Source organism: Nocardioides baekrokdamisoli (assembly GCF_003945325.1).
Taxonomy (GTDB): Bacteria; Actinomycetota; Actinomycetes; order Propionibacteriales; family Nocardioidaceae; genus Nocardioides; species Nocardioides baekrokdamisoli.
Genome location: NZ_AP019307.1, coordinates 89,144 through 115,584, shown reverse-complemented (window position 1 = coordinate 115,584; position 26,441 = coordinate 89,144). Strand labels below are relative to the sequence as shown.

Here is a 26,441-nt window from a genome sequence, read left to right as displayed (position 1 = left end):
GAATCAAACTGATATATCAGTCTTTCGTGTAACGTACGCCACATGGGGAATGGCGTCAACAGCCCACTCGCGGGAGTTCCGGAATCGAGTGCGGAGACCTCCGAATCACTGGCCGACCGTGCGTACCGGGAGATCCGGGACCGGATCGTGATGCTCGACATCGCGCCCGGAAGCCCGATCAACGAAGACCAACTCGGCAGCGCACTGGGCATCGGCCGCACCCCGATCAGGGAGGCTCTCAAGCGACTCGCCCACGAGCGCCTGGTCGTGGCGTACGCGCGCCGCGGGACGTTCGCGACCGACGTGAACATCACCGACCTGGCGCACATCTCGGAGGTACGCGCTCACCTGGAGCCCATCGCCGCCCGCAGCGCTGCGGAGCGGGCGACCGACCAGGAACGTGCCGAACTCCGGGCGATCCTGGCCGAACTCGGCAGACCCCGGGGAAGCACGCGTACGGCCCGCGACCTGATGCTGCTGGACCTGCGGATCCACCGGTCGGTCTATGCCGCGGTGCACAACGCGTACCTCGAGGACACGCTGATGCGGTACGACAACCTCGCCAACCGGATCTGGTGCCTGTTCATCGACCGGCTGCCGGACCTCGCCGCGCACATCGAGGAGCACGGACCGCTGCTCGAGGCCGTGATCTCCGGTGACGGCGACCGCGCGGCCGAGTTGGCCGGCAAGCACGTGATCCACTTCGAGAGCGAGATCCGGGCGCTCATCTAGGCGTCCGGAGGCGAGCCACCGTCCGCGCCGGATCGTCGTCGCAGGCGCCGACTTCCCGGTCTGGCCCGTCGATCCGGGTGCGACCCGCGGCGCGCTCGTACCTCCAGCGCCTGGCCGTACAGCGGCGGAGTCTCCGAACTCACCGGTGCGACCCAGCCTCGCCTGACCGCCATCAGCCGGACGGTGATCGTCGTCCCCGCGGCCACCACGATCACCAGCAGGCGAGGCAGGTCGAGGTAGTGGCCCACCATCGCCAGGCTCGACCCGAGCAGGGCCGGGATCGCGTACAACTCCCCCGTCCGGAAGAGCAACGGCGGCTGACCGGCGAGCACGTCGCGCAGTACGCCGCCGCCGACACCTGTGATCAGCCCCATGATCGCCGAGGGCATCGGCCCGAGGCCGTGCTGAGAGGCCTTGAGCGCACCCACCACGCTGTAGAGGCCCAGGCCGACCGCGTCGAACACGAGCATCGGACGGCGTACGCGATCCAGACCGGGGTGCAGGAAGAACGTCGCCAGCCCGCCGAGGGCCGGGGCCAGGATGTAGCGCCAGTCGCGTACGGTCTCGGGCGGGACGGCACCGATGAGGATGTCTCGGATGATGCCGCCACCGATGCCCGTGACGGTGGCCAGCACGATCACACCGACGATGTCGAGACGCAGCCGGACGGCGGTCAGCGCGCCGGACACCCCGAAGACGAAGATGGCGACGAGTTCAAGGGCGACCATGGACGCTGATCATCCTCGTCCGGAGGATCCGCGACCACCCACCGCAGACAGACTGGGGCCACGGCGCGAACCGACTTCAGGCCCGGGTGAGGATCCCCGCCGGCCTGGCGGCGAGCGTACGCTCCGCGATCTCGACGATGTTGGTCAGCAGCATCGCCCGGGTCATCGGTCCGACTCCCCCGGTGGCCGGGCTGAGTTTGCCGGCAATGCCCTCCACCTCGGGATGCACGTCACCGAGAATGCCCTCGATGGTCCGGGTGATGCCCACTGAGAGGACGGTGGCCCCCGGGCGTACCCAGGTCGGACGCACCAGGTGGGCCACGCCTGCGGCAGCAACGATCACATCGGCGGCACGGGCGTGTGCGGCGACATCCAGGGTGTTCTCGTGGCAGAGGGTGACGGTGGCGTGCTCGCTGGGACGGGTGAGCATCAGCCCGAGGGGCTTGCCGACCGTCACGCCGCACCCCACGATGCACACCGTCGCGCCAGTGATCGGGACGTCATGGTGGCGAAGGAGTTCGATGATCCCGCGCGGCGTGCACGGCAGCGGTCCCGGGATGCCGAGCACCAACTTGCCGAGGTTGGCCGGATGCAGGCCGTCGGCGTCCTTGTCGGGATCGATCAGCTGGAGCACCCGATGCGTGTCCAGATGCCCGGGCAGCGGTAGTTGCACAATGAATCCGGTGCAGTTCGGGTCCGCATTGAGCGTACGAACCGCGAACTCGACCTCTGCCTGGGAGGCCGTCCCGGGCAACTCGATCCGGATCGAGTCGATCCCCACTTCCGCGCAGTCGCGATGCTTCCCGGCGACGTACGAGTGGCTGCCGGGATCGTCGCCGACGAGGATCGTGCCGAGCCCGGGGCGTACGCCCTCAGCCTTCAGCGCCGCAACCCGTGGGATGAGTTCCTGCTTGATCTCCCGGGCGACGCGGTTGCCGTCGATCCGTACTGCCATGACTGGTTCCTGCCGCTGACGTCCGACGGCGCCTCCCGATCGACAGATCAGGAGGCGCCGGCGAGGGCTGATTATTTGATGTATCCGTTCGGGTTCAGCACGTACTTCGTCGCCGCACCGGCGTCGAACTCCGCGTAGCCGCGCGGAGCGTCCTCGAGCGGGATCGCCTGGGCATTGACGTTCTTCGCGATCGAGACGCGGCCGTGCAGGATCGCCATCATCAGCGGGCGGTTGTACTTCATCACCGGGCACTGACCGGTGGCGAAGGACAACGACTTGGCCCAGCCGGTGCCGAGGCTGAGCGACAACGCGCCCTTCTTGGCGGCGTCGTCGATGCCCCCGGGGTCGCCGGTGACGTACAACCCGGGGATGCCCAATGCGCCGCCGGCGCGGGTGATGTCCATCAGGTCGTTGAGCACCGTGGCGGGCGCCTCGCCCGCTCCAGTGCCGTGACCGCGGGCCTCGAAGCCCACCGCGTCGATCCCGCAGTCCACTTCGGGTACGCCCAGGATCTGCTCGATCTGTTCCTGCGGACCGCCCTTGGTGAGGTCGACCGTCTCGCAGCCGAAGCTTCGGGCCTGAGCCAGACGCTCCTCGTTCAGGTCCGCGACGATGACGCACGCCGCTCCGAGGAGTTGCGCACCGGTCGCTGCGGCGAGCCCGACCGGGCCGGCCCCGGCGACGTACACGGTCGACCCGACGCCGACGCCTGCGGTGACAGCACCGTGGAAGCCGGTCGGGAAGATGTCGGAGAGCATCGTGAGGTCGAGGATCTTCTCCAGCGCCTGATCACGGTCGGGGAATCGCAGCAGGTTCCAGTCCGCGTACGGGACCAGGACGTACTCGGCCTGACCGCCGACCCAGCCGCCCATGTCGACATAGCCGTACGCACTCCCCGGACGGTCCGGGTTCACGTTGAGGCAGATGCCGGTCAGCCCCTCCTTGCAGTTGCGGCAGCGGCCGCAGGCGATGTTGAACGGCACCGAGACGATGTCGCCGACCTTGATGAACTCCACATCCGGGCCGACCTCGACGACCTCGCCGGTGATCTCGTGGCCGAGCACGAGACCCTCCGGAGCAGTGGTCCGACCACGGACCATGTGCTGGTCCGATCCGCAGATGTTGGTCGTGACCGTGCGCAGGATGGCACCGTGCGGGACCTTGCGGCCGACGTTGATCGGGTTGACGCCCGGACCGTCCTTGAGTTCGAACGAGGGGTACTCGGTGTCGATGACCTCGACCACGCCCGCACCCTTGTACGCCACTGCCCTGTTGGTAGCTGTCCCTGCGCTCATCGTCGAGCCCTTCGTTCTTGAAATATCAGTTGGTTTTCTTCTGACTTTCAGGATCGTGACGCCCGGAGGAGGCGCTGTCAAGGGCTGAGCGTGTCCTGGGTCACATCAGAACTCTTCAGCGATGCGCGCCTTCAACGTCTCCTGGGCGAGGGCATGCAGCGTTGCCAGCGAGTCCCGGACCAGCACCGAGGCGCGACCTCCCGGACGGGTCACGGCGACAATTTTCCGTACGGGCTTCGTCGACCCGCCCAGGCGTACGCGGACCACGTTGTCCGCTCCGGCGAGGCTGACCAGTCGGGGCAGCAGACCCAGTCCGAGGCCGGCGCCGACCAGCGCCATCGCCGTCTCCCACTCGATCACCTCGTGCGTCACCTTCGGAGTCAGACCGGCGGCCACGAAGGCAGCTGTGAAGAGCGCCCGGTACGGCCCCCCGGCGGCCTCGGTGATCCAGTCCTCCTCGGCAAGCTCCTCCAACGACACCGACTCGCGCCGAGCCACTCGATGGTTCGCCGGGACCATGACGTCCAGCGGGTCGTCGAGCAGCTCGACCTGCTCGAATCGCGAGTCGCCGACGGCCGCCGCACCGGCCTGCGTCGCCACGATCACGGCCAGGTCAAGGCGCCCCGCGGTCAGCAGGTCCAGGCAGCGGACCGGGTCCGCCTCGGTCACCCGCACCTGGAGGCCGGGGCGGGTGGCACGCAGATGAGCCCCGAGCGGAGCGAGCAGATTGGAGGCAGCCGTCGAGAAGCCGCCGATCGCGAACGTCGCGGGCGCCTCCTCCCCCGCATGGAGCGCCCCGGCGCGCATCCGCTCCCACTCCTCGACGAGAACGTCGGAACGACGTACCAGGAACTGCCCGGCCGCAGTGAGCTTCAGACCGCGGCCGGACCGGACGAACAAGGTGATGTCGAGGGAACGCTGCAGTTCCCGCAGTTGGGCCGAGACCGCTGAAGGCGACAGCCCGGTCAACTCGGCCGTTGCCGTGACCGTGCCGCAGGACGCGAACGTACGCAAAGTGGCGAGCCGGTGATCAATCATGCGGATATTGTGCATGATCGATGGCAAAACATTGCACCCACTCGGCGGCGGCCGTACGCTCGCTGCCATGTCGACCCCGTCGCCCGCCATGTCGCCTGCCACAGCCCACGAGGCCACCAGCAACCTTCCGGAGCTCCTGGAACGGCGCCGCGCCGGCTTCTCGCTCGAGGCACCGTTCTACACCGATCGCGACGTGTTCAGGGCCGACATGACCGGCATCTTCGGGACGTACTGGCTGTTCGCGGCCAGCATCGCCGAGATCCCCGAGCCGGGCGACTACGTGACGGTCGACTACGGCCCGTACTCCCTGATCGTGCTCCGCACCGATGAGGGCGGGGTCAGCGTGCTCCACAACGTGTGTCGGCACCGCGGCGCGCGGCTGCTGCCCGAGACCCAGGGCACCGTCGGCAACATCGTCTGTGGCTACCACTCCTGGACGTACGCCGCCGACGGCGAGCTGCTGCACGCGGCGACGGCACCGGACGAGAAGTTCGACCCGAAGTGCTTCAGCCTCAAGAAGGCCCACACCCGCGTCGTGGCGGGCCTGATCTTCGTGTGCCTGGCGCCCGAGCCGCCCACCGACTTCGACGATGTCATCCCGCTGATCGAGCCCTACCTCGCGCCGCACGACATCGCGCGTACGAAGGTCGCCTACCAGCAGACCATCGTCGAAGAGGGCAACTGGAAGCTCGTCATGGAGAACAACCGCGAGTGCTACCACTGCGTAGGACACCCCGAGTTGGCGTGTTCGCTGTTCCCGACCTGGGGGCTCACCGAGGGGATGATCCCGCCGCACCTCGAAGAGGTGTGGGAACGCAATCAGGCCGCCGAGCGCGCCCTGCAGGAGCGCTGCGACCGGTACGGCCTGCACTGGGAGGTGCTCGAAGAGCTCGACACCCGCATCGCAGGTTTCCGGATCTCACGGGAATCGCTCGACGGCGCCGGTGAGTCCTTCTCCGAGACCGGCCGTCGACTGTCCAAGAAGCTCCTGGGCGACCTTCGGGACTTCCGACTCGGCCGATGCTCCCTGCACCTCCAGCCGAACTCGTGGTTCCACTTCCTGTCCGACCACATCGTCACCTTCGCGGTCTACCCGCTCGACGAGGGGCGCACGATGGTGCGCACGACGTGGCTCGTCGCCGATGACGCCGTCGAGGGCACGGACTACGACATCGATGAACTCACCAATGTCTGGAAGCAGACCAACCTCCAGGACAAGGCCTTCGTCGAGCTGTGCCAGTTGGGCGCAGAGAGCCCGGTCTATGAACAGGGCCCGTACATGAAGAGCGAGTATCAGGTGGAGGCCTTCATCAACTGGTACACGCAGCGGATGCGTGAGCACCTCGGCGTAGTGCCCGCGGCATGACGCTCAGCACGTCGCCGTACGCACCTGCGAAGCCGGAGCGGATCCGTGGGCTGGAGATGCCGTGGAACCGGGCGCTCGGGAGTTCCTCCACGGAGCTCACACGAGTGCTTGCCCCCGGGCGGCCGCAGGAGTTCACTGCCGAGTGCGTCGAGGTGATCCCCGAGGTCGGCGACATGAAGACCTTCGTGTTCCGCCGGACCGACGGGGCGCCGCTGTCGTTCCGCGCCGGCCAGTATCTGAACATCGCGTTCCCGGTCGACGGCCCCGATGCCGAACCGGTGGACCGCAGCTACTCGATCTCCAGTCCCCCGACCCGCCCGTGGACGTTCTCCATCAGCGTCAAGCGTGACCCCGAGGGCCAGGTCTCGCGATGGGCTCACGACCATCTCGTGCCCGGCATGCTGCTCGAGATGCTCGGGCCCGTGGGCGCCTTCCATCTGCCCGACAGCGATCGCCGCGCGCGCTATCTGCTCCTCGCAGCCGGGTCCGGCATCACGCCGCTGATGTCGATGATCCGGACGATCCACGACCTGCCTGGTCGGGTCGATGTCGTCCTGCTCTATCACGCAGCGCAGGCGGGCACGTTCACCTTCGCCCAGGAACTCGAGCAGTTGGCCGCCGCCGACTCCCGGATCAAGGTCTTCTGGTCCTTGGGCGATCGCAATGTCCCGGACACGTGGGCATGGCTCGCCGGCCGGCCGAGCACCCAGATGCTCAACGAGGTCGCACCCGACGCGAATGGCCGACAGGTGTACGCCTGCGGCCCCGCCGGATACCTCGAGGCGGTGCAGCGGTTGGTGCGCGACGTCGGGGTGGACGACACCTCGTTCAACATGGAGTACTTCACCGGCGACCGGCAGACCCTTCTGGAGTACGACGAGGAGATTGCGTACGCGAGCCAGATCGCGGCCGACGGCCCGGCGACGGACGCGGCCGATCTGTACGGTCCGACGTCGACATTTGAGACAGACCTCGGCGCTGCTGACGTCGATCAACTTGAGACCGAACCGGACGCCGCGCCTGCCGTATCGGTCGATCCCAGCGACTTCGCCACAGTCGGGACCGGCAGCCTCACGCTGTCGTTCGTACGCAGCAAACTCAACGTGCGAATCGACCCGGACGAAGCGATCCTCGGCGTGGCCCAGCGCAACGGCGTACGCATCAGCGCGAACTGCCAGGAAGGCATGTGCGGCTCCTGCAAGTCACTCAAACTGTCCGGCGAGGTCGAGATGAACCACCAGGGCGGCATCCGCGCGCGCGAGATCGCCGCTGGCAAGTTCCTGCCCTGCTGCTCGACGGCCAAGACGGATCTGCTGATCGACGCCTGAGCCGGTGGTGACACTCTGGCGGTGATCGCGGCAAATCCGGACGGGTGGTGCGGGGCTTCTAGCGAGGCTGGGAACCCGTAGGACGAGGTAGAGCGTCACACTCATGTGACCAATCTCGTCGGGATGACAGCCTCATGACTCAACGCCTTGCCTCTGCCGCTGCGTTGCTCCTTGCGACCATCGCACTTGTCGCCTGCGGGAGCCTGCGTGAGGCGATCCCGCGTCCGGCCACGCCGCCGCCTGCCCGCCCAGCGATGACAGGCATTGGCGTCGGCCTCGGGCTCCACGGGCGGTTTCTGATTCCGTGCGTGGGAACCGGTGCGGATCAGTCTCCAGCGCCGGATCCCCGCCCGGCACCACCCGGCTCCTGGATCACGTTCGACACCAGAGGCCACGTTTCGGGGAACGATGGCGTGAACGATTGGACTGGCACGTACACCGAGCAGGGCAACGTGCTCCGCGTTCACCTACTCGGCGCGACAGCGGTGGGAAGCCTTTCGACCGCTCCGTGGCATCAAGCGTTCAGCGAGTTGGAGGCCGGGAAGCCGGTCACGTTCATGTGGTCGGACGACTCTCCCTCCACCCCTCCTGCGCTGGCACTGCAGGTCGGAGAGTTCGTCATCAATACGCGTGGCCGGTGCTAGCGGGTCACCTCGCTGCCCGGGGTTGCGGCAGAACAGGGTGCGACACGTTGGATCGTCGGGCCGACCTCCTCCGTAAGGCTTGGGCTGTCCGCCAGACAGATGACCATCCGGGGACGGCTGTGTTTGGGCGCGCATACTTGTGCGTGTGGTGAGTGCGCGGGCGTCGAGGTGGTGGCTCCGGTACATCGCGGTGGGGCGAAGCGTTGCTCTCGGGGGCGGTTGTCTGATGCTTGCCATCGCAGCAGCGGTGCACAGCAGCAGTTCGATTCCGCTTCTGATTCTGGGTACTGCGTGGACGATGATCGGCGTTGCGTCCTGGCTTCAGATGCGGAACGTGGTGACGAGTGTCTCGATCAACGAGGGCTCGGTCTCGTTCGTCGGGAAACGGCGTTGTCGGGAAGTTCGGGTCGAAGATCTCGCTGAGTATGCAGTCGCCCGTGGCGACTTCAATCGACTCGGCGTCGCTCGTTTTGTCACGGTCGCGGGAGAGACGATTCGCGTTGCCGCCCGAATGGACGGATCGATGGAGGTTCTGTTGTGCATCAAGCAGCAGAACGACCGATTTCGGGTCGCTGCTTAGTCCGGTCGTCCCGGCACGCTCGCGTTGGACACCTCGCGGCTGACTCCTCAGCGGTCAATCGAAGGTCCACCGGCTGCGGCAGATGGGTGCGATTTGGTCGCCCAATTCGTATTGAGACAGCGGTAAGGCTCATACGACTTCTTGGACGCGCCAGCAGGCCTTCTGTGAGTTAGGTAGTCGTTTGCGTGTCAGTACCGATGTGCGCTCTGTGGGTACGTCGCCAGACTCTCTGTGGTAGGCGCGTGTGCCGCGAGTCGACGATTGCAGTTGCGACGACGAGTGAACCCACGCGCCGGCCCGATCGTGGTGGTCGGCAGCGCAGGCACTGAGCGCACGGCGCGACCGAAGCGCGTCATGCGTAGTCGTACGATCCGTCTAATTCTCGGGAGGTTCAGCATGCGGAGCAGCGGTGGACGACTCTTGACGGTCGCAGCGCTCATCGCTGTCGCCTTCACTGTGCCGATCAGTCGGGCAAGAGCATCGACGCCATCGCCAAGTGCTTACCGAGTGGCGCTTGCCGCTGGCCGCATGGGTGTGGCTTCGAACGGGGCTGCGATGGCCAGTCAGATCTATCCGGGCCCCACCACCAGCGACTCTGCTGGAAACATCTACTTTGTCGACGCAGGCGACGTCGAAAAGTTGACCCCGAACGGGATGATCTCAATCATCGCCGGGGCTGGCGCTTTTAATCCGGCGATACCCCACCAAACTCCTCAACCAGGGCTGGCTATTGCGAGTGCCATGTCCCCGGTTGGCGTCGCAGTCGATGGCGTGGGGAATGTCTACATCGCCGATGCGCTCGGTTACGTCGAGAAGGTGAACCCGTCTGGGGTGCTTTCGATCATTGCCGGCGTTGGCCACCCCAACGGACAATGGTGGCCCACGGTTGGGCCGGCGCTCGATAGCACGATTTACCCGCGGGCGATCGCGATCGATCGGACGGGCAATCTGTACCTCACAGATGACCGGGGTTACGTGGTCGAGATCTCCTCCGACGGGCATCTGTCCTACGTTGCTGGCAACGCCGCCAACGGCGACCCTGTTCCGGGGCCCGCGATGAACAGCCCCGTTGAGACTGGTTCGATCGCGCTCGACCAGAGTGGAAACATCTACTTGGCTGGTGGTGCGTACGTCGAGGAGATCTCGGGCGGCACGCTCTCGATCGCCGCAGGTCCGGACCCGAGCATGCACGGCGGGATGGGGCCGATGCCTGCCGTGCCGTTCGAGATGAAGGCCAGCAGCGTTGCGGTTTCTTCATCAGGCGCCCTGTATTTGGCGAGCGGCGACCGGGTCTATCGGATCGCGGATGGGACGGTCTCGACCTTCGCTGGATATGCCGGACCTGGATATACACCCGGCCAGACCACCTATCCTCCGAAACCCGGCCCTGCAACCTCGAGTCCGATGCTGTCGCAGGATGTCGCTTTCGACTCAGCTGGCAACCTCGTTATCAGCGACTCCGGCGTGCACGCTCCGGGTTGGACCTCGCCCAGCGGCTACCTAGAGTCGGTCACGCCGAGCGGCACCCTCTCTCTGCTCGCCGGTGACAGCCAGGGAGTTCTCACCCTGGGGCCAGCGACGATGAGTCCGATGACGCCCGAGGCGGTAGCGGCTGATTCGCAGGGAAACCTCTACGTCTCCACCGGCACAGGTATCGCCAAAGTGGACGGTTCCGGAACACTGAGCATGTTCGCTGGCAACGGCACTACAGGAGCGCCCATTCCTGGGCCAGCACTATCGAGCCCCCTGCGCGCAAGCGGAGCGATGGCGGTTGACTCGGCCAACAACCTGTACCTCGCACAGACGGGGTCCGTGGTCAAGATCACCCCCGGTGGGGTCCTGAGCATCATCGCGGGCAACGGCCAGAATGGCACGCCGGTGGCAGGCCCGGCCGTGTCGAGCCCGATGTCACCGACTGCAATCGCAGCCGACCCCGCCGGTGACCTCTACATTGAGTCAGGCAATATCTACAGGGTTGGGCTAGACGGGACGCTATCGCTGTTCGCCGGCGGCGGTACCTCAACCCCAAGCTCTTGGCCGGCGCCAGCCACGTCGATCGGAGTGAGCCAGGGGCCGATCGGGGTCGACGCGAGCGGCAACGTCTACGCCACGGATGGGGCGACCGGGGTTTACAAGATCACTCCGAATGGCTCGGCGACAGTACTCGCGGGCGGCACCAACCAGACGTCGTTGGTCCCGGGGCCAGCGATCGATTCTGATCTCTCGGCTCTGGGTATGGCGGGTGACGCCGCTGGCAACATGTACTTCATCGACTACACCTACGTCATCAAGGTCACCCCCGACGGCACCTTGTCCATCATCGGTGGAGACGGAGACGGAGAAGGCGACCGCAACAGCTATTGGTACGAAGCCGCCACGCTCGGCTGGGCCCAGCAGACAGGCCTCACGCCAGCCGCGATCGCTGTCAGCCCACAAGGGACCGTATACATCGCGAACACTGTCCGCAACCAGGCGGGCGGCTACGTGCTCGCACTCACGCCGACCTCGGCGACCGCCCCGTCGGCTCCCACCAACGTCACCGCTTCAGCCGGGGCCGCATCCGCAGATGTCACCTTTGCGCCATCACTGGACACCGGCGGCATCCCGGTCACCAATTACGTCGTCTCGGACGGTGCGGGACACACGTGCTCCCCGACCCTCGACATGAGACTCGGGTACCTCGACCTGTACACCCGACACAGCCTGTCGTGCTGGGTCACGGGCCTCACTCCACAGGCCCCAGTCACCTTCACTGTCACGGCAACCAACGCCGTCGGAACATCAGGGTCCTCGGCACCATCCAACTCGGTCACCCCGTTCACCGTGCCCTCCGCACCGACCGGGCTCACCGCGACAGCGGGGAACGGCCAGGTGCAACTTTCCTGGACCGCGCCCGCGACCGATGGCGGATCCCTGATCAGCGGCTACGACATCACCTCCCAAGACGTCACCGGAAACCAGGGCGTGGCCCCGAGCTGCACGTCGGCGCAACAGTCCACAGCGACCTCCTGCACGGTGGCGAACCTGTACAACGGACACTCCTATACCTTCACCGTTGCAGCCCGAAACTGGGCCGGCCCGGGCTCGGCGACATCGATCTCCTCAACCCCCGCCGGGCCTCCAGATGGGCCGCAGAATGTGACCGCGGTTGCCGGCAACAGATCGGCAGTAGTCGGGTGGACCGCACCAGCCAACGAGGGTTCGACGATCACTCACTACACCGTCACGGTCAGCCCAGGCGGTGCGACGACTACCATCAACGGCACGGTCCCTCAAGGACAGTGGATGAGCGCGACCGTTGGAGGTCTAGTCAACGGCGCGACCTACAGCTTCACAGTCACCGCAACCAACAGCGTTGGGACCTCCGTGCCGTCAACCCGGTCCGGTTGGGTCACTCCCGCTGCGCCCAGCGCGACAACACGGGTCGCGATCAGCGGCGCCCATCCGTACGCTTCTGGAGCGCGCCGTTATTACCCAATCCGTGTGTACGTGAAGACTTCTGGCACGCCAAGCGGGTACGTCTATTTGTATGTCTCCGGCACGCCGGGGGTGACGAAGACATACAAGGTGCCGGCGAATAGCACCACCGGTGTGGTGGTCAGCATCGCACTCACCGGCAAGAGCGGGATATTGAGCATCTCCGCGTCCCACAGCGGATCACCAGGGTTCGCAGCCGCGCCGCCCTATTCGTTCAATCCCAGGATCATTGCCTAGCTCAGTCCGTCCTGATCTCGGCAGATCAGTGCGCTTCCGTCCTCGAGTAGGAACTGAGGAAGCCTCGGCCAAACGGGCTTGGGCTCAAACCCAGGAGGCTCACGCGATCGGCCTATGTCCGCCGGTGCAGCTGGACCTGACTGCCAACTTTGACCGCGAGATATCGCGTGTCGTGAAGTCTTCGGTGATGGTGGCCGCAGACCAACAGGGCGTTGTTGAGGTCGGTGCGGCCACCGCGGGACCAGGGGTCTTCGTGGTGGGCGTCGCACCAGGTCGAGGGCACGTCGCAGCCTTGGACCTGGCAGGTGGAGTGTCGGGTGCGCAGCGCCTTGCGCTGGCCTGGCGTGAACAACCGTTGGGCACGACCGAGGTCGAGGACTTGAGACCGGCCGCCCAGGACGGCGGGGATGACCTCGGCAGTGCAGGCCAATCGGCGTGCCTCGGCTGCGCTGATCCGATGGTCCGAATCCGCGCCACCGATCGAGGCAGCACCCAGCTCGGCGCGGAGGTCGGCCAGCGGGATGGTCACCATGACAACAGTGGCGTCACCACCGTGCCTCGGCACCGTGTCCGGGTTGATGCGCTCCAAGAGGTCACAGAACGCCTGGCCCGCCAGTTGATCGGACCGAGCATGTTCCCCGTCGTGCTTGCGGGGTTGGGCGTGCGCCTCGAGATAGGTCCGCAACCGCTGCGCCGACACCGCGGGCAGAACACCAGTGATCCGGGCGGTGCCGTCAAACCGATCAAGAATCCGCAGGCTCGTCTTCTCCCACGCCGACCGTTCCTCCCGCAAGAGCGCCTTGGCTTCGGCCGCATCAGCCGCCTCCGGATGCACTACCGCCTCAAGGTGACGCGCCACCCGAGCCAACGCCTTCGGAGGAAGCTCCGCCGCCTGCTCCACCAGCGCCACCTCGGCACGGTCCCGAAGCTCGCCGGGCACATCGGCCGGCAGTCCATCAAGGGCACGAAGGATGATCTGTGCCTTGTCGACATCGATCCGGCCCTCGGCCAACGCCGACAGCACCACCGGGGCCGACTCCAACGACCTGCCCAAATCCAGCGAGCGGCGCACCGTCCGATAGTCCCCGTACTCCTCGGCAGCGAGCCAACCCGCGGCATCCCGAGCGCCATGGTCCATGGCCACATCACCAGCGCTGGCCAGCAGCCGAGCATGAAGTGCCGAAGCTGCAGCCAGGGCCTTGCTCAGGACGATCAGCGCCGAGGCCTTGTCCTTCGTTGGCATGAACGTCGGGTCCAGGTCCGCGATGTCGGTCAGGGCCGTCTGGATGCCGCGTACGCATGCCAACACCGGATGGGTGTCGTGCGAAGCGGTCATGGCATCTCCTGGTGTTGCCACAATTTTACTGGCGACCACCGACAGAAACCGTGGCAGATGCGACCGGGCGTACCAGAAGGCACCAGGGCGAGATCCGGATCACATTTCCTGCCCACCAACCATTGACACGCGCCTCCCCACAGAGAAAACTACGGTTGTCTCGTATAACGCATCGTGTTGCGTTATTTGCAACTCAGGAGAGCACATGGCCGCGGTACCCAGTTCTGCGAAGGTCGTCGTCATCGGCGCCGGCATCGTCGGCAACAGTCTGGTCCACCACCTCGCCGAACTCGGCTGGCGTGACATCGTCCAGATCGACCAGGGCCCGCTGCCCAACCCGGGCGGCTCGACCGGTCACGCCTCGAACTTCATCTTCCCGGTCGACCATTCCCGCGAGATGACCGACCTCACGCTTGACTCGGTCAAGCAGTACGAGGAGATGGGTGTCTTCACCCAGTCCGGCGGCTTCGAGATCGCGCGCACCGAGGAGCGAATGGAGGAACTGCGGCGACGCATGTCCAGCGCCAAGGCCTGGGGCATCCCCGCAGAACTCGTCGGCCCGGAGTTCGTGAAGGAGAAGGTCCCGTTCATCGAGACTGACGCCATCCTCGGCGCCTTCTGGTCCCCGACCGTCGGTGTCGTCGACTCGCTCCGTGCGGGCACGATCATGCGCGACCGCGCGATTGCGGCCGGCGCCCTCACCACAGTCCCGAACGTCGAGGTCACCGGCCTGGACGTCGAGGACGGCCGGATCCGCCGGGTTCGCACCGATGGCGGCGACATCGACGCCGAGCACGTCGTGATCGCCTGCGGCGTGTGGAGCCCGAAGATCGGCGACATGGCCGGCGTCTCGATCCCGCTCTATCCGACCGTTCACCAGATGATCAGCGTCGGCCCCTGCCCGCAGCTCTCCGGTCTCCCGGGCGAGATCAACTTCCCGATCATCCGCGACATGGACGCGCTCTGCTACGAGCGCCAGCACGGTGCCGACATGGAGGTCGGCTCGTACGCCCACCGCGCGATCCTGCACGAGCCCGAGGACATCCCGACGATCGAGCAGTCCAAGCTCTCCCCCACCGAACTTCCGTTCACCTCCGACGACTTCGACCCGCAGTTGGAGACCGCGTACGAACTCATGCCGGACCTGCTCGGCGCCGACGGCGCGGAGATCCGCTACGCCATCAACGGTCTCCTCTCGCTCACCGCCGACGGGATGCCGATCCTCGGCGAGAGCCAGGTCAAGGGTCTGTGGACCGCGGCTGCGGTGTGGATCAAGGAGGCACCGGGCGTCGGCCGCGCGGTCGCCGAGTGGATGACCCACGGCCACTCCGAGATCGACGTCGCGATGAGCGACATCGCCCGCTTCCACGACCATCACCAGCGCCGCGAGCACGCGCGTCTGCGCACCACCGAGGCGTTCATCAAGACGTACGGCATCGTCCACCCGGCCGAGCAGTACGCCTCCGACCGCAACCAGCGCCTCGCGCCGATGCACGAGTCCCAGAAGGACCTCGGTGCCGTGTTCTTCGAGACCGCAGGCTGGGAGCGTCCGCACTGGTACGAGTCGAACGCCGGCCTGCTGGCGACGTACGGCGACGCCGTCATGCCGCGCGAGCACGAGTGGGACTCCCGCTGGTGGAGCCCGATCATCAACGCCGAGCACCTGCGGATGCGCGAGGCGGCCGGCGTGATCGACCTCAGTGCTTTCCAGGTCTTCGACATCGTCGGCCCCGAGGCACTCGAGACCGTCCAGCGCACCTGCGTGGCCCAGTGCGATGTCACCCCGGGCAAGGTCATCTACACCCCGGTCCTCGACGGCAAGGGCGGTTTCATCTCCGACCTCACCGTGATGCGCCTGGGCGACGACCACTTCCGCGTCGTCACCGGCGGCGCCCACGGCACCGTCGACCGCAAGACCTTCGGCGACCAGATCCCGGCCGGAGGCTCGACGACCCTGACCGACCTCACCAGCGAGATCGACACCATCGGCCTCTGGGGCCCGAAGGCACGCGACATCCTCGCCTCGGTCACCTCCGACGACGTGTCGGGCGAGGCCTTCGGGATGCTCAACTGCCGCGAGATCCAGGTCGGCGACATCACCGTCCTGGCCTCCAGGATCTCCTATGTCGGCGAGCTCGGCTGGGAGCTCTACGTGAAGATGAGCGACGCGGCCGCGCTGTGGAGCCGGCTCCTCGAGGCAGGCGAGCCGCACGGCGCGATCCCGGTCGGCATCGGCGTGTACGGCACGACTGGCCGCATCGAGAAGGGCTACCGCGCGTACGGTGCCGAACTCGACGCCGAGCGATCGATCGTCGAGGCGGGCATGCAGCGACCGAAGGTGAAGGCCGCGGACTTCGTCGGCCGCGAGGCGTACCTCGCCCAGCGCGAGGAGCCGCTCAGGACCGTGCTCTGCACGCTGACGGTTGAGGACCACACCTCGAAGTCCGGCATGAAGCGCTACATGCTCGGCGGCGAGCCGATCCTCACCCGCGACGGCGGCACGCTCACCGACGGACACGGACGGCACCCGTATGTGACGAGTGCGGGCTCTGCCCCGTCGCTGGGCAAGCACGTGTTGCTCGCGTACCTGCCGCCCGAGCAGGCCGTCATCGGCACCGAGCTCGCTGTCTCCTACATGGAGGAGCTCTACCCGGTGGTCGTCGGCTCGATCGACGCCACGTCCCTCTTCGACCCAGAGAACGAGCGCATGCGATGAACAACGTGCTGGTCTGCATCAAACGCGTCGTCGACTCCACCGGCGAGGTCGTCATCACCGATGACGGTCAGAACGTCGACGGCCGGTACGCCGGCTTCACGGTGAGCGCGCACGAGGAGGCAGCCGTCGAGCTGGCCGTCCAGATCAGTGCGGCCACCGGCGGGACGGGCGCACTGTTCACCCTCGGCGACGAATCCGCGGAGGAGCAGTTGCGCGGGGCCCTCGCGATGGGCTGCACCGCGGCGACCCAGGTCCGGGCCGACTCCTCGGCGTACGGTCCGAGCGATGTCGCCCGCGAGATCGCCGCCGTCGTACGCGACCACGAAGCGAACGGCAGCAGCCACGACCTGATCCTCCTGGGCAACGACGCCGCCGACAGCGGCGACTTCCAGGTTGGCATCCGGTTGGCGTACGAACTGGGACGCCCCGTCGTCAACGGTGCCTCGACGGTCACGATCAAGGACGGTCACGCCGTCGCCGGGGTCAAGGGGCCGGAGGGTCACGAGATCTACCGGGTGCCACTCCCGGCCGTGGTCACCGTGCTCGAGGGCGGTGTCGAACCGCGCTATCCGAGCGTTCCGGGCCGGATGAAGGCCAAGAAGGTCGAGATCGAGGTCCGTGAGCCCGCCGGAGCACCGACCGGCACGAAGCGTGTACGCCTCACGCTGCCGCCTCCTCAGCCCAGCCAGGTGCAGATCTTGGGCACAGGCCCCGAGGCCGCCGCGGCGGTCGTCGACCTCTTCGAGAAGTTGGGAGTCCTGCGATGATCGTCGTCCTCGTCGAGACGGACGTCACCGGCGCCGTCGAGGTCTCCCGGGAGACCATCACCTTCGCCCGCGGCCTGTCCGCATCCGGCGGAGGCGTGCCGATCGACGCCGTCGTCATCGGCGACCTGCCCTGCGACCCGACTGCCTTGGCCGAGCAACTGGCCGCGTACGGCGTCCGCGACGTGCACCACGCCTCGGGTGACGCCTTCAGCGCGTACGGCGGCGCCGCCTGGGCTGCCGCGGTGCAGTCGGTACGCGACACGACCGGCGCAGTCGTCGTCACGGCCGCCGGTACGCCCCGCGGCGGCGAGGTCCTTGCGCACGTTGCTGCGCGTACCGGTGTCGCCATGGCCGCGAACGTGATCGCCTTCGGCGGGCTCGCACCCTTCACCGTCACGCGGCAGGTCGTCGGCGGATCGGCATGGGAGGAGATGGTCCTCGACGAGCGGCCAGCGATCTTCACGGTCGCGGGTCACGCAGTGGCCGCCGAGGAGGCACCGAGCGCCGGCGCCGGTCACCTCGTCGAGTTCCAGCCCGAGGTGGAGGCAGCCGATCTGGTCGCGCGCGTCACCTCGACCGCCGAGCCGGAGCCTGACCTGTCGGGCAGCCTCAAGGGCGCCCGGGTGGTCGTCGGAGCAGGCCGCGGCGCGGGCAGCGCCGACGGGTTCGGCGAGCTCCTCGACCTGGTCGGGATGCTCGACGGCGCCAGTCTCGGCGTCTCCCGGGTGGTCACCAGCCTCGGCTGGCGCCCCCACCACGAACAGGTCGGCCAGACCGGCAGTCGGGTCTCCCCCGACCTCTACCTCGCCTGCGGCATCTCCGGAGCGATCCAGCACTGGGCAGGTATGGCGTCATCGAAGACGATCGTCGCGATCAACACCGACGAGGAAGCACCGATGGTGGCGAAGGCGCACTATGCGGTGATCGGCGACATGCACGAGATCCTGCCGGCGATCAACGAAGAGATCCGAAAGAGGAAGTCATGACGACCACGACGAACGAGGCGCTGGGCGACTACGTCCTCACGCTCTCCTGCCCCGAGGGCACCGGCATCGTCCACGCGGTCACGGGCTTCCTGGTCGACATCGGCGGGAACATCCGCGAGAGCCAGCAGTTCGGCGACCTCGAGAACAACAAGTTCTTCATGCGCATCGACTTCGAGACGTCCGGAGCAACCTCAGCCGACGCGCTGCGCGAGCAGTTCCGACCGGTCGCCGAGCGATTCGGGATGACGTACGAACTCTGGTCGGCCGCGGCCCCGTACCGCACCCTGATCCTGGTTTCGAAGCAACTGCACTGCCTCAACGACCTGCTGTTCCGGGCGAGCACCGGCAACCTGCAGATCGAGGTGCCGCTGGTGATCTCCAACCACCGTGACGCAGAGGAGATGGTCCGCTCGTATGGGATCGACTTCGAACACGTCCCGGTGACGCCAGACACCAAGGCCGCCGCGGAGGCCACGATCCTTCGGCGGATCGAGGAACACGGCATCCATCTGACGGTACTGGCGCGCTACATGCAGATCCTCTCCGACGACATGTGCCGCAAGCTCAGCGGCAAGGCGATCAACATCCACCATTCATTCCTGCCCAGTTTCAAGGGCGCGAAGCCGTACCACCAGGCGTGGGAACGCGGCGTGAAGCTCACCGGCGCGACGGCTCACTACGTGACCGGCGACCTCGATGAGGGCCCGATCATCGAGCAGGAAGTTGCCCGGGTGGACCACACGTTCATGCCCGAGCAGCTGGTCGCGGCCGGAGCCGACGTCGAAGCACTCGTACTCTCCCGCGCCGTCCGCTGGCACTCCCAGACCCGCGTGCTGCCGAACGGCAGTCGTACGGTCGTGTTCCGCTAGGGCACACGACACCGAAGCCGCAGCCGTTTCTTCCACGGCCGGCCTGTCGCACTATGCGCAACAGCAGGTCTAGCCTGCCGACTATGAGTGAGGCAGCAGAGATGACCGGCGCCACCACATCGGTGCAGTCGGTCGACCGGGCGATGACCATCCTGGCGATCCTGGCGCGCAACGGCGACAGCGGCGTGACGGAGGTCGCCGCCGAACTGGGCGTGCACAAGTCCACGGCGTTCCGACTGTTGGCCACGCTCGAGACTCACCGGATGGTCGAACAGGTCGGCGAACGTGGGCTGTACCGACTCGGTGCCGGCAATCTGCGGCTCGCCGGCGCAACGACGGCGCGTCTCGATGTCGTGACCGAGGCCCGTGACGTCTGTCGCCAATTGGCCACCACCACCGGCGAGACGGTCAACCTCGCCGTCTTCGCCGACACCGCCGCGCTGTATGTCGACCAGGTGGCGGGCACCTCGGCGCTGCAGTCCCACAACTGGGTGGGCCAACGGATCCCGCTGCACGCGACCAGCAACGGCAAGGTGCTGTTGTCGGAGATGAGCGAGGACGCCGTACGACTCGCCGTGCGGGAACTCCCGCAACTGACCGAGAAGACGATCACGTCGCACGAACGGCTCACAGAGGAGCTGGCGCACGTACGCCAGGTCGGGTACGCCCTGGCGAACAACGAACTGGAGATCGGCCTGAGCGCCGTCGCAGCGCCGATCCGGAACGTACGCGGCGACGTCATCGCCTCGCTCAGCGTGTCCGGCCCGTCCTTCCGCCTGACCGATGAGCGCATCGCGGGCGTCATCCCGGATCTCCTCGCGGCTGCGACCGAGGTGTCCCACCGCCTCGGCTGGTGGCATCACGACTGATCGCTGCCGCAAGGCGACCTCGGTGGTAACACAAACGGAACCGCAAAGTTGCTCGAGAACCCTTGACGTGTGACCTGTGTCTCGTCCATTCTCCTAACAAGGCGTTGCGAAATAAGCATCGTGTTGCATATTTCGCAACAAGGAGGACCGAGAGATGTCTGATCTGTACGTGGACGGAGCGTGGGTGTCAGCCCGAGAGGGGCAGACGCGCGCGATCCACTGTCCTGCAGACGGCCATCTGGTCGCCGTGGTCGACGAGGCAACCTCCATCGACACCGAGGACGCGATCGCAGCCGCTCACCGCGCGTTCCACCACGGCACCTGGGCCACCACCCCGACTCGGGACCGCGCGGCCCTGCTGCACCGCGTTGCCGATCTGCTCGAGCGCGATGCCGACAAGGTTGCGCTGGCCGAGGCGATGGACACCGGCAAGCGTCTGGTCGAGGCCGCGTACGACGTCGCGGACGTGATCGGCGTCTTCCGTCATTACGGCACCATCGCGGCTGAGGAAGCCGGCCGCATCGTCGACACCGGCCGGGCTGACGTCCTGAGCCGGGTCGTGCACGAACCGGTCGGTGTCTGCGGCTTGATCGCTCCCTGGAACTACCCGCTCCTGCAGGCCTCCTGGAAGGTCGCCCCTTGCCTCGCCGCCGGCAACACGTTCGTCCTCAAGCCGAGTGAGATCACGCCGCACACCGCCATCCACCTGATGCGGATCCTCGAGGAGGCCGGTCTTCCGGCCGGTGTCGGCAATCTGATCCTGGGTGCCGGTCCGACTGCGGGTGCGCCGCTTGCCGAGGACCCGCGAGTCGACCTGATCTCCTTCACCGGCAGCCTGGCCGTCGGCAAACACCTGATGGCCGCAGCGTCCGGCACGGTCAAGAAGGTCGCCCTCGAACTCGGCGGCAAGAACCCCAACATCGTCTTTGCCGACGCCGACCTGGACGCCGCCCTCGACAACGCGCTGACCGCCGTCTTCCTGCACTCCGGCCAGGTGTGCTCGGCCGGAGCCCGGCTGCTCGTCGAGGAGAGCATCAAGGACGACTTCGTCAACGAACTCGTCGCTCGCGCGCAACAGATTCGGCTCGGCGGCCCCCAGGACCCACGGGCCGAGACGGGGCCACTCACCAGTGCGGCCCACCTGGCCAAGGTGACGGCGTACGTCGCGGCCGGACTGGCCGAGGGCGCCACGCTGCGCTGCGGCGGAGCCGCGCCGAGCGACCCTGACCTGGCGGACGGCTTCTACTACCTGCCGACCATCCTCGATGGCTGCACCAGCGAGATGTCGGTGGTCCAGGAGGAGTCCTTCGGACCCGTCCTGACCGTCGAGACCTTCCGGACCGAGGACGAGGCAGCAGCCCTGGCCAACGACACGATCTACGGCCTGGCCGGGGCCGTCTGGACCCGCGACACCGGCAAGGGTCAGCGGATGGCCAGCCGCCTGCGGCTCGGCACCGTCTGGATCAACGACTACCACCCGTACGTGCCGCAGGCCGAGTGGGGCGGCTTCAAGCAGTCCGGCACCGGGCGCGAGCTCGGCCTCGCCGGTCTCGAGGAGTACCGCGAGACCAAACACATCTGGACCAACCTCGAACCTGCGGCAACGCACTGGTTCAACCCCGAGAACTGAAGGACATCATGCTCGAGCGTTACGACTACGTCATCGTCGGCGGCGGCAGCGCCGGCTGCGCGATCGCCAACCGGCTGAGCGCGGACCCGGGCACGACCGTGCTCGTCCTCGAGGCCGGTCATAGCGACTACAAGATCGACCCGTTCGTCCACATGCCGGCGGCGCTTCCCTTCCCGATCGGCAGCAAGCTCTACGACTGGAAGTACGAGACCGATCCCGAGCCGGCGATGGGCGGGCGCAAGATCTATCACGCGCGCGGCAAGGTCCTCGGCGGCTCGAGCTCGATCAACGGGATGATCTTCCAGCGCGGCAACCCGATGGACTACGAGCGCTGGGCCAAGGACCCGGGCATGGAGTCCTGGGACTACGCGCACTGTCTGCCGTACTTCAAGCGGATGGAGAGCCGGTTCCTGGCCGACGGTTCCCGGGGTGCGGACGAGTGGCGCGGCGGCAGCGGCCCACTGCACCTCGAGCGCGGCAAGGCCGACAACCCTCTGTTCGGAGCGTTCTTCCAGGCCACCCAGGAGGCCGGCTACCCGTTGACCGACGACGTCAACGGCTACCGCCAGGAGGGCTTCGCGCCCTTCGATCGCAACGTCAAGAACGGCCGCCGGTGGTCGGCCGCCCGGGCGTACCTGCACCCGGTGATGGACCGCAAGAACCTCGACGTGGAGACGTTCGCGTACGCCACGAAGATCCTGTTCGACACGTCGTCAGAGACGGCTCGCGCGACCGGCGTCGAGTTCGACCAGGGCCCTGGGGTCTACGGCAAGGGCAAGGCCGTACGCCACCGCACCGTGCACGCCGGAGAGGTCATCCTGTGCGGCGGCGCCATCAACACTCCGCAGCTGCTCCAACTCTCCGGCATCGGCGATCGTGAGCACCTCGAGTCCGTGGGCGTCCCGGTCGTGCACCACCTCCCCGGAGTCGGCGAGAACCTCCAGGACCACCTCGAGGTCTACATCCAGTACCAGTCGAAGCTCCCGGTCTCGATCGCCCCGGGCCTCGCGTGGCACCAGCGTCCGAAGATCGCCTGGCAGTGGCTCTTCCAACGCAAGGGGCTGGGCGCCACGAACCACTTCGAGGGCGGCGGCTTCTGTCGCTCCAACGACGACGTGGACTACCCCAACCTGATGTTCCACTTCCTCCCGATCGCGATCCGGTACGACGGCACCAGCCCGATCAAGGGGCACGGCTACCAGGTCCACATCGGTCCGATGTACGCCGACACCCGCGGCTGGGTGCGGATCAGGTCGACCGACCCGAAGGTCCACCCGTCCATGCTGTTCAACTACCTCTCGACGGCCACGGACCGCAAGGAATGGGTCGAGGCGATCCGGGTCGCGCGCGACATCCTCAACCAACCGGCCTTCGCCCCGTTCAACGCCGGCGAGATCTCACCCGGACCATCGGTGGAGACCGACGAGGAGATCCTTGAATGGGTACGCAAGGACGCCGAGACGGCCCTGCACCCCTCCTGCACCGCAGCCATGGGAACAGGTGAGATGGCGGTCGTCGACCCGTCCTCGATGAAGGTGTGGGGAGTTGACGGGCTGCGCGTCGCCGACGCCAGCGTCTTCCCGTACGTCACGAACGGCAACATCTACGCCCCGGTGATGATGGTCGCCGAGAAGGCCGCGGACCTGATCCTGGGTCAGACGCCGCTCGCCGCCGACAAGGCGCCCTGGTACAGCTACCGGGCGGGCAGCCCGCTGTACCCCACGGGCGACCGCCGCAACCAGCAGCACCCGCGCCAGGAGGCTCAGGCATGACCGTCACCGAATCGCCCTCACACCGCGAGAACGTCGCATCCGACAGCGAGGTCGCGCTGCACGTCGACGGACTCTGGAAGATCTTCGGACCCAAGGCCGACAAGATCATCAACACCCCGGACGCCCACCTCTCCCGCAAGGATCTGCAGGCCAAGACCGGGCACGTGGTCGGGATCCGCGACGTCTCCTTCGACGTCGCGCCCGGCGAGGTCTTCGTGATCATGGGCCTGTCCGGCTCCGGCAAGTCCACGCTCGTACGCCTCCTCACCCGACTGATCGAGCCCACCGCCGGCACCGTGACGTTGTACGGCGAGGACATCACGGCGATGGCCGACAAGGCACTCCTGGACACCCGGCGCCGCAAGGTGTCCATGGTCTTCCAGCACTTCGGGCTGCTCCCCCACCGCAAGGTGATCGACAACGTCGCCTTCGGGCTGGAGGTGCGCGGCGAGAGCAAGGCCGCCCGCCGTACGCGTGCACAGGAGATGGTCGACCTCGTCGGCCTGACGGGCTACGAGAACAACTACCCCGACCAACTGTCGGGCGGCATGCAGCAGCGCGTCGGTCTGGCGCGGGCGCTTGCAGCCGACCCGGACATCCTGATGTTCGACGAGCCGTTCTCGGCGCTCGACCCGCTCATTCGTCGCGACATGCAGAACGAGGTCATCCGGCTACATCGCGAGGTCGGCAAGACGATGGTGTTCATCACCCACGACCTCTCCGAAGCACTCAAGTTGGGTGACCGGATCCTGATCATGCGTGATGGTGAGATCGTCCAGATCGGTACGCCCGACGAGGTCGTCGGCGCACCGGCCGACGACTACGTACGCGATTTCACCAGCGAGGTCCCGAAGTCGCACGTGCTGACCCTGAAGTGGGTCATGCGGCCGCCGACCGAGGCGGTTGGCCTGGACGGTCCGGTGCTGCAGTGCAACACCATCGTCCGCGACGCCGCCCGTGTCGTGCTCAATCACGGCGGTCCGTGTCGGGTCGTCGACGGCGACCGCGTGGTGGGTGTGGTCGACGACCAGGACATCCTGCGCGTGATCGTCGCCGAAGAGGGCGACTGATGTCCGCGCTTGGGACCCTCGATCCGGCGAGCAAGGAGGAACAGCCGCTCGTCGTACCCGAGAAGAAGCGCCGCACCGGCCTCAAGCTCGCGGTCATCCTCGCGGTCTGGCTGGTCGGTTGGCTGATCTTCCGCGGGACAGGCACCCTCAGCCAACCCTTCGCGCAGCTGAATGGGTTCGACACCTGGCTCAACCACATCCGGGACAACATCCAGGCCGCTTCGCTCACCAACTGGTTCTTCCACGGCGTACTCGGCCAGGTCTCCACCTTCGTGAACTGGCTGGTCACGCAGGCCGGCCAGTGGATCTCGCACCCGGCCGGCGTACGTCCGGTCCCGCAGATCGGCTGGCTCGGGGTGCTGGGCATCGCCACCTGGGTGACCTACCTGGTGGCTGGCGTCCGCTCGACCGTCCTGGTGGCTGTGTCGTTCTTCCTGTTCGCCTGGTTGGGCTTCTGGGCCAGCAGCATGGACCTGCTGATCGTCACCGCCATCGCGGTCGTCGCCAGTCTCCTGGTCGGAATCCCCACCGGCATCGTGATGGCCCGCAGCCGGACCGTGTCAGGGATCATCACACCGATCCTGGACGCGATGCAGACGATGCCGTCGTTCTGCTACCTGCTCCCGATCTTCATGCTCTTCGGTCCCGGCGCGACCTGCGCCGTCGTACTGACCGTCATCTACTCCTTGCCCCCACTGGTCCGGATCACCGAGCACGGGATCCGCTCGGTGTCGCCCACCACCATCGAGGCCGCCCGCTCCCTCGGAGTCACCCGATCGCAGTTGCTGCGCCAGGTGCAACTCCCGATGGCGCGCCGCACGATCGTGCTCGGCATCAACCAGTGCACGCTGGCTGCGCTCTCCATGGCCGTCATCGCGGCGTACGTCAACGGCCCCGGTCTCGGCATCGACGTCCTCAGCGCGCTCAACGCCTTGAACGTCGGTCAGGCCGCAGTCCCCGGCCTGCTCATCGTCGTGATGGCGATCATGCTGGACCGCACCACCACCGCCGTCAGCGAACGTACCGGTCGGCGAATCGTCCAGATCGGCCGAACCGTCGCCCGCCCAGGCTTGCTCGGTCGCGTCCTGTCGATCAACCCGGTCCTGCGTCGTCGGATCGCACTGTGCGGCGGCGTGCTCGTGGTGGCCATGATGATCTACCTGTCACGCAGTCAGCTGGACTATGCGAAGTTCCAGGATTCCTGGACGGTCGGCGGGCACCTGTCCACCTGGATCAACGACGTGACCAACAACGTGGTCAGCCACATCGACAAGGTGACCCTCGAGTTCAAGAACGCGGTCAGCTACGGCGCCCTCAACCCGCTGCAGAACGTCCTGGCGAACTCTCCCTGGTGGCTGGTGGCCCCGATCATCTTGGCGCTGTCATTCGTGATCGGCGGACTCCGTCCGCTGGTGATCTCGGCCGTCTGCGAAGGCGTGATCTTCGGGGTCGGCCTGTGGAACGACGCGATGGTGACCTTGACCTCGGTGCTCGTCGCGACCGCCCTCACCATGATCCTGGCGATCATCGTCGGAGTCTGGATGGGTCGGAACCGACGAGCCGAGGTGCTCGTCCGGCCTATCCTGGACGCCTTCCAGACCATTCCGCCGTTCGTCTATCTGGTACCGGCGCTGGCGCTGTTCGGGCCTACCCGCTTCACCGCCATCGTGGCCGGCATCGCTTACGCGGCCCCTATCGCGATCAAGTTGGTCACCGACGGCATCCTCGGCGTCCCGGAGACGATCATCGAGGCGGCCCGGTCCAACGGTGTCACCTCGTGGCAGATGATCCGCAAGGTGCAACTGCCGATGGCTCGGCCCTCCCTCGTACTCGCCGCCAACCAGGGCCTGCTCTATGTCCTGTCGATGGTCGTCATCGGCGGCATGGTCGGCGCCGGCAGCCTCGGCTACATCGTCGTCTCGGGCTCCGTCCAAGGAGACATCTTCGGCAAGGGGGTGGCCGCGGGTATCGCGATCATCGCCCTCGGAATCATGCTCGATCGGATCGCGAAGTCGGCGGTGGATCGACAGAAGTCGTGAGGCACTC

The 26,441-nt window shown here is 66.8% G+C and carries 20 protein-coding genes; 15 read left to right on the top strand and 5 right to left on the bottom strand.

The features are described 5' to 3' along the window. Window positions 1-42: 42 nt before the first annotated feature. On the top strand, window positions 43-732 hold the full coding sequence (locus tag KCTC_RS00455) for a GntR family transcriptional regulator (RefSeq protein ID WP_125565730.1): 690 nt from the start codon (window positions 43-45) through the stop codon (window positions 730-732). Here KCTC_RS00455 and KCTC_RS00450 read toward each other — a convergent pair. The 4 genes from KCTC_RS00450 to KCTC_RS00435 form a co-directional block, all read right to left on the bottom strand. Beyond that, a complete protein-coding gene (locus KCTC_RS00450) occupies window positions 729-1,460 on the bottom strand; it encodes a trimeric intracellular cation channel family protein (RefSeq protein ID WP_125565728.1) in 732 nt (243 codons plus the stop codon). The two genes, KCTC_RS00455 and KCTC_RS00450, sit on opposite strands and share 4 nt — an antisense overlap. A gap of 76 nt (window positions 1,461-1,536) precedes the next feature. Then, window positions 1,537-2,415 (bottom strand): bifunctional methylenetetrahydrofolate dehydrogenase/methenyltetrahydrofolate cyclohydrolase, encoded by an 879-nt coding sequence (locus KCTC_RS00445; protein ID WP_125565726.1) that lies wholly within the window; start codon window positions 2,413-2,415, stop codon window positions 1,537-1,539. Between the two features lie 71 nt (window positions 2,416-2,486). Then, on the bottom strand, window positions 2,487-3,710 hold the full coding sequence (gene fdhA / locus KCTC_RS00440) for a formaldehyde dehydrogenase, glutathione-independent (protein ID WP_125565724.1): 1,224 nt from the start codon (window positions 3,708-3,710) through the stop codon (window positions 2,487-2,489). Window positions 3,711-3,815: 105 nt separating this feature from the next. Next, on the bottom strand, window positions 3,816-4,748 hold the full coding sequence (locus KCTC_RS00435; RefSeq protein WP_125565722.1) for a LysR family transcriptional regulator: 933 nt from the start codon (window positions 4,746-4,748) through the stop codon (window positions 3,816-3,818). Between the two features lie 67 nt (window positions 4,749-4,815). On the opposite strand from KCTC_RS00435, the gene KCTC_RS00430 reads away from it, so the two are divergent. The 5 genes from KCTC_RS00430 (at window position 4,816) to KCTC_RS00410 (ending at window position 12,380) form a co-directional block, all read left to right on the top strand. After that, complete coding sequence (locus tag KCTC_RS00430; RefSeq protein ID WP_125565720.1) at window positions 4,816-6,114, top strand: aromatic ring-hydroxylating oxygenase subunit alpha; 1,299 nt, start codon at window positions 4,816-4,818, stop codon at window positions 6,112-6,114. Then, window positions 6,111-7,442: a flavin reductase family protein gene (locus KCTC_RS00425; RefSeq protein ID WP_125565718.1), complete on the top strand. Its 1,332-nt coding sequence runs from the start codon at window positions 6,111-6,113 to the stop codon at window positions 7,440-7,442. The genes KCTC_RS00430 and KCTC_RS00425 overlap by 4 nt, the downstream gene beginning before the upstream one ends. Before the next feature lie 134 nt (window positions 7,443-7,576). After that, window positions 7,577-8,086, top strand: coding sequence for an META domain-containing protein (locus tag KCTC_RS00420; protein WP_125565716.1), 510 nt, complete (start codon window positions 7,577-7,579; stop codon window positions 8,084-8,086). 226 nt (window positions 8,087-8,312) lie between these two features. Continuing rightward, window positions 8,313-8,666: a hypothetical protein gene (locus KCTC_RS00415; RefSeq protein WP_125565714.1), complete on the top strand. Its 354-nt coding sequence runs from the start codon at window positions 8,313-8,315 to the stop codon at window positions 8,664-8,666. Window positions 8,667-9,122: 456 nt separating this feature from the next. Then, on the top strand, window positions 9,123-12,380 hold the full coding sequence (locus KCTC_RS00410) for a fibronectin type III domain-containing protein (RefSeq protein ID WP_164512418.1): 3,258 nt from the start codon (window positions 9,123-9,125) through the stop codon (window positions 12,378-12,380). Window positions 12,381-12,492: 112 nt separating this feature from the next. Here the strand turns inward: KCTC_RS00410 and KCTC_RS00405 are convergent, their stop codons facing one another. Continuing rightward, complete coding sequence (locus KCTC_RS00405) at window positions 12,493-13,716, bottom strand: HNH endonuclease signature motif containing protein (protein ID WP_125565710.1); 1,224 nt, start codon at window positions 13,714-13,716, stop codon at window positions 12,493-12,495. Between the two features lie 205 nt (window positions 13,717-13,921). Between KCTC_RS00405 and KCTC_RS00400 the strand changes: the two genes are divergently transcribed. From KCTC_RS00400 to KCTC_RS00360, 9 genes are all read left to right on the top strand, one after another. Then, window positions 13,922-16,432, top strand: a complete 2,511-nt coding sequence (locus KCTC_RS00400) for a GcvT family protein (RefSeq protein ID WP_125565708.1) — start codon at window positions 13,922-13,924, stop codon at window positions 16,430-16,432. Further along, a complete protein-coding gene (locus tag KCTC_RS00395; protein WP_125565706.1) occupies window positions 16,429-17,199 on the top strand; it encodes an electron transfer flavoprotein subunit beta/FixA family protein in 771 nt (256 codons plus the stop codon). Before KCTC_RS00400 ends, KCTC_RS00395 begins: the two co-directional genes overlap by 4 nt. Beyond that, window positions 17,196-18,185 (top strand): electron transfer flavoprotein subunit alpha/FixB family protein, encoded by a 990-nt coding sequence (locus KCTC_RS00390; RefSeq protein ID WP_125565704.1) that lies wholly within the window; start codon window positions 17,196-17,198, stop codon window positions 18,183-18,185. Before KCTC_RS00395 ends, KCTC_RS00390 begins: the two co-directional genes overlap by 4 nt. Then, window positions 18,182-19,054 (top strand): formyltetrahydrofolate deformylase, encoded by an 873-nt coding sequence (gene purU / locus KCTC_RS00385; RefSeq protein ID WP_125565702.1) that lies wholly within the window; start codon window positions 18,182-18,184, stop codon window positions 19,052-19,054. The genes KCTC_RS00390 and purU overlap by 4 nt, the downstream gene beginning before the upstream one ends. An 83-nt stretch (window positions 19,055-19,137) precedes the next feature. Beyond that, the gene (locus KCTC_RS00380) at window positions 19,138-19,923 is read left to right on the top strand and encodes an IclR family transcriptional regulator (protein WP_197715218.1); all 786 of its coding nucleotides are present in this window, start codon (window positions 19,138-19,140) and stop codon (window positions 19,921-19,923) included. A gap of 154 nt (window positions 19,924-20,077) precedes the next feature. Continuing rightward, window positions 20,078-21,553 carry an aldehyde dehydrogenase family protein gene (locus KCTC_RS00375; protein WP_125565700.1) on the top strand — a complete coding sequence of 492 codons (1,476 nt, stop codon included), beginning with the start codon at window positions 20,078-20,080 and terminating at the stop codon, window positions 21,551-21,553. 8 nt (window positions 21,554-21,561) lie between these two features. After that, window positions 21,562-23,325, top strand: a complete 1,764-nt coding sequence (gene betA, locus KCTC_RS00370) for a choline dehydrogenase (RefSeq protein ID WP_125565698.1) — start codon at window positions 21,562-21,564, stop codon at window positions 23,323-23,325. Continuing rightward, on the top strand, window positions 23,322-24,395 hold the full coding sequence (locus tag KCTC_RS00365) for a quaternary amine ABC transporter ATP-binding protein (RefSeq protein ID WP_125565696.1): 1,074 nt from the start codon (window positions 23,322-23,324) through the stop codon (window positions 24,393-24,395). The genes betA and KCTC_RS00365 overlap by 4 nt, the downstream gene beginning before the upstream one ends. Beyond that, entirely contained in the window at window positions 24,395-26,434 is a 2,040-nt protein-coding gene (locus KCTC_RS00360; protein WP_125565694.1) for an ABC transporter permease, read from the top strand. Before KCTC_RS00365 ends, KCTC_RS00360 begins: the two co-directional genes overlap by 1 nt. Window positions 26,435-26,441 lie beyond the last annotated feature (7 nt).

Bases quoted from the DNA above. Each gene is read 5' to 3' on its own strand.
- KCTC_RS00435 (WP_125565722.1), bottom strand. From the start codon at position 4,748: ATGATTGATCACCGGCTCGCCACTTTGCGTACGTTCGCGTCCTGCGGC.
- KCTC_RS00445 (WP_125565726.1), bottom strand. From the start codon at position 2,415: ATGGCAGTACGGATCGACGGCAACCGCGTCGCCCGGGAGATCAAGCAG.
- KCTC_RS00455 (WP_125565730.1), top strand. From the start codon at position 43: ATGGGGAATGGCGTCAACAGCCCACTCGCGGGAGTTCCGGAATCGAGT.
- KCTC_RS00405 (WP_125565710.1), bottom strand. From the start codon at position 13,716: ATGACCGCTTCGCACGACACCCATCCGGTGTTGGCATGCGTACGCGGC.
- KCTC_RS00390 (WP_125565704.1), top strand. From the start codon at position 17,196: ATGATCGTCGTCCTCGTCGAGACGGACGTCACCGGCGCCGTCGAGGTC.
- KCTC_RS00380 (WP_197715218.1), top strand. From the start codon at position 19,138: ATGAGTGAGGCAGCAGAGATGACCGGCGCCACCACATCGGTGCAGTCG.
- KCTC_RS00365 (WP_125565696.1), top strand. From the start codon at position 23,322: ATGACCGTCACCGAATCGCCCTCACACCGCGAGAACGTCGCATCCGAC.
- betA (WP_125565698.1), top strand. From the start codon at position 21,562: ATGCTCGAGCGTTACGACTACGTCATCGTCGGCGGCGGCAGCGCCGGC.
- KCTC_RS00415 (WP_125565714.1), top strand. From the start codon at position 8,313: ATGCTTGCCATCGCAGCAGCGGTGCACAGCAGCAGTTCGATTCCGCTT.
- KCTC_RS00395 (WP_125565706.1), top strand. From the start codon at position 16,429: ATGAACAACGTGCTGGTCTGCATCAAACGCGTCGTCGACTCCACCGGC.
- KCTC_RS00430 (WP_125565720.1), top strand. From the start codon at position 4,816: ATGTCGACCCCGTCGCCCGCCATGTCGCCTGCCACAGCCCACGAGGCC.
- KCTC_RS00450 (WP_125565728.1), bottom strand. From the start codon at position 1,460: ATGGTCGCCCTTGAACTCGTCGCCATCTTCGTCTTCGGGGTGTCCGGC.
- KCTC_RS00420 (WP_125565716.1), top strand. From the start codon at position 7,577: ATGACTCAACGCCTTGCCTCTGCCGCTGCGTTGCTCCTTGCGACCATC.
- purU (WP_125565702.1), top strand. From the start codon at position 18,182: ATGACGACCACGACGAACGAGGCGCTGGGCGACTACGTCCTCACGCTC.
- KCTC_RS00400 (WP_125565708.1), top strand. From the start codon at position 13,922: ATGGCCGCGGTACCCAGTTCTGCGAAGGTCGTCGTCATCGGCGCCGGC.
- fdhA (WP_125565724.1), bottom strand. From the start codon at position 3,710: ATGAGCGCAGGGACAGCTACCAACAGGGCAGTGGCGTACAAGGGTGCG.
- KCTC_RS00425 (WP_125565718.1), top strand. From the start codon at position 6,111: ATGACGCTCAGCACGTCGCCGTACGCACCTGCGAAGCCGGAGCGGATC.
- KCTC_RS00360 (WP_125565694.1), top strand. From the start codon at position 24,395: ATGTCCGCGCTTGGGACCCTCGATCCGGCGAGCAAGGAGGAACAGCCG.
- KCTC_RS00375 (WP_125565700.1), top strand. From the start codon at position 20,078: ATGTCTGATCTGTACGTGGACGGAGCGTGGGTGTCAGCCCGAGAGGGG.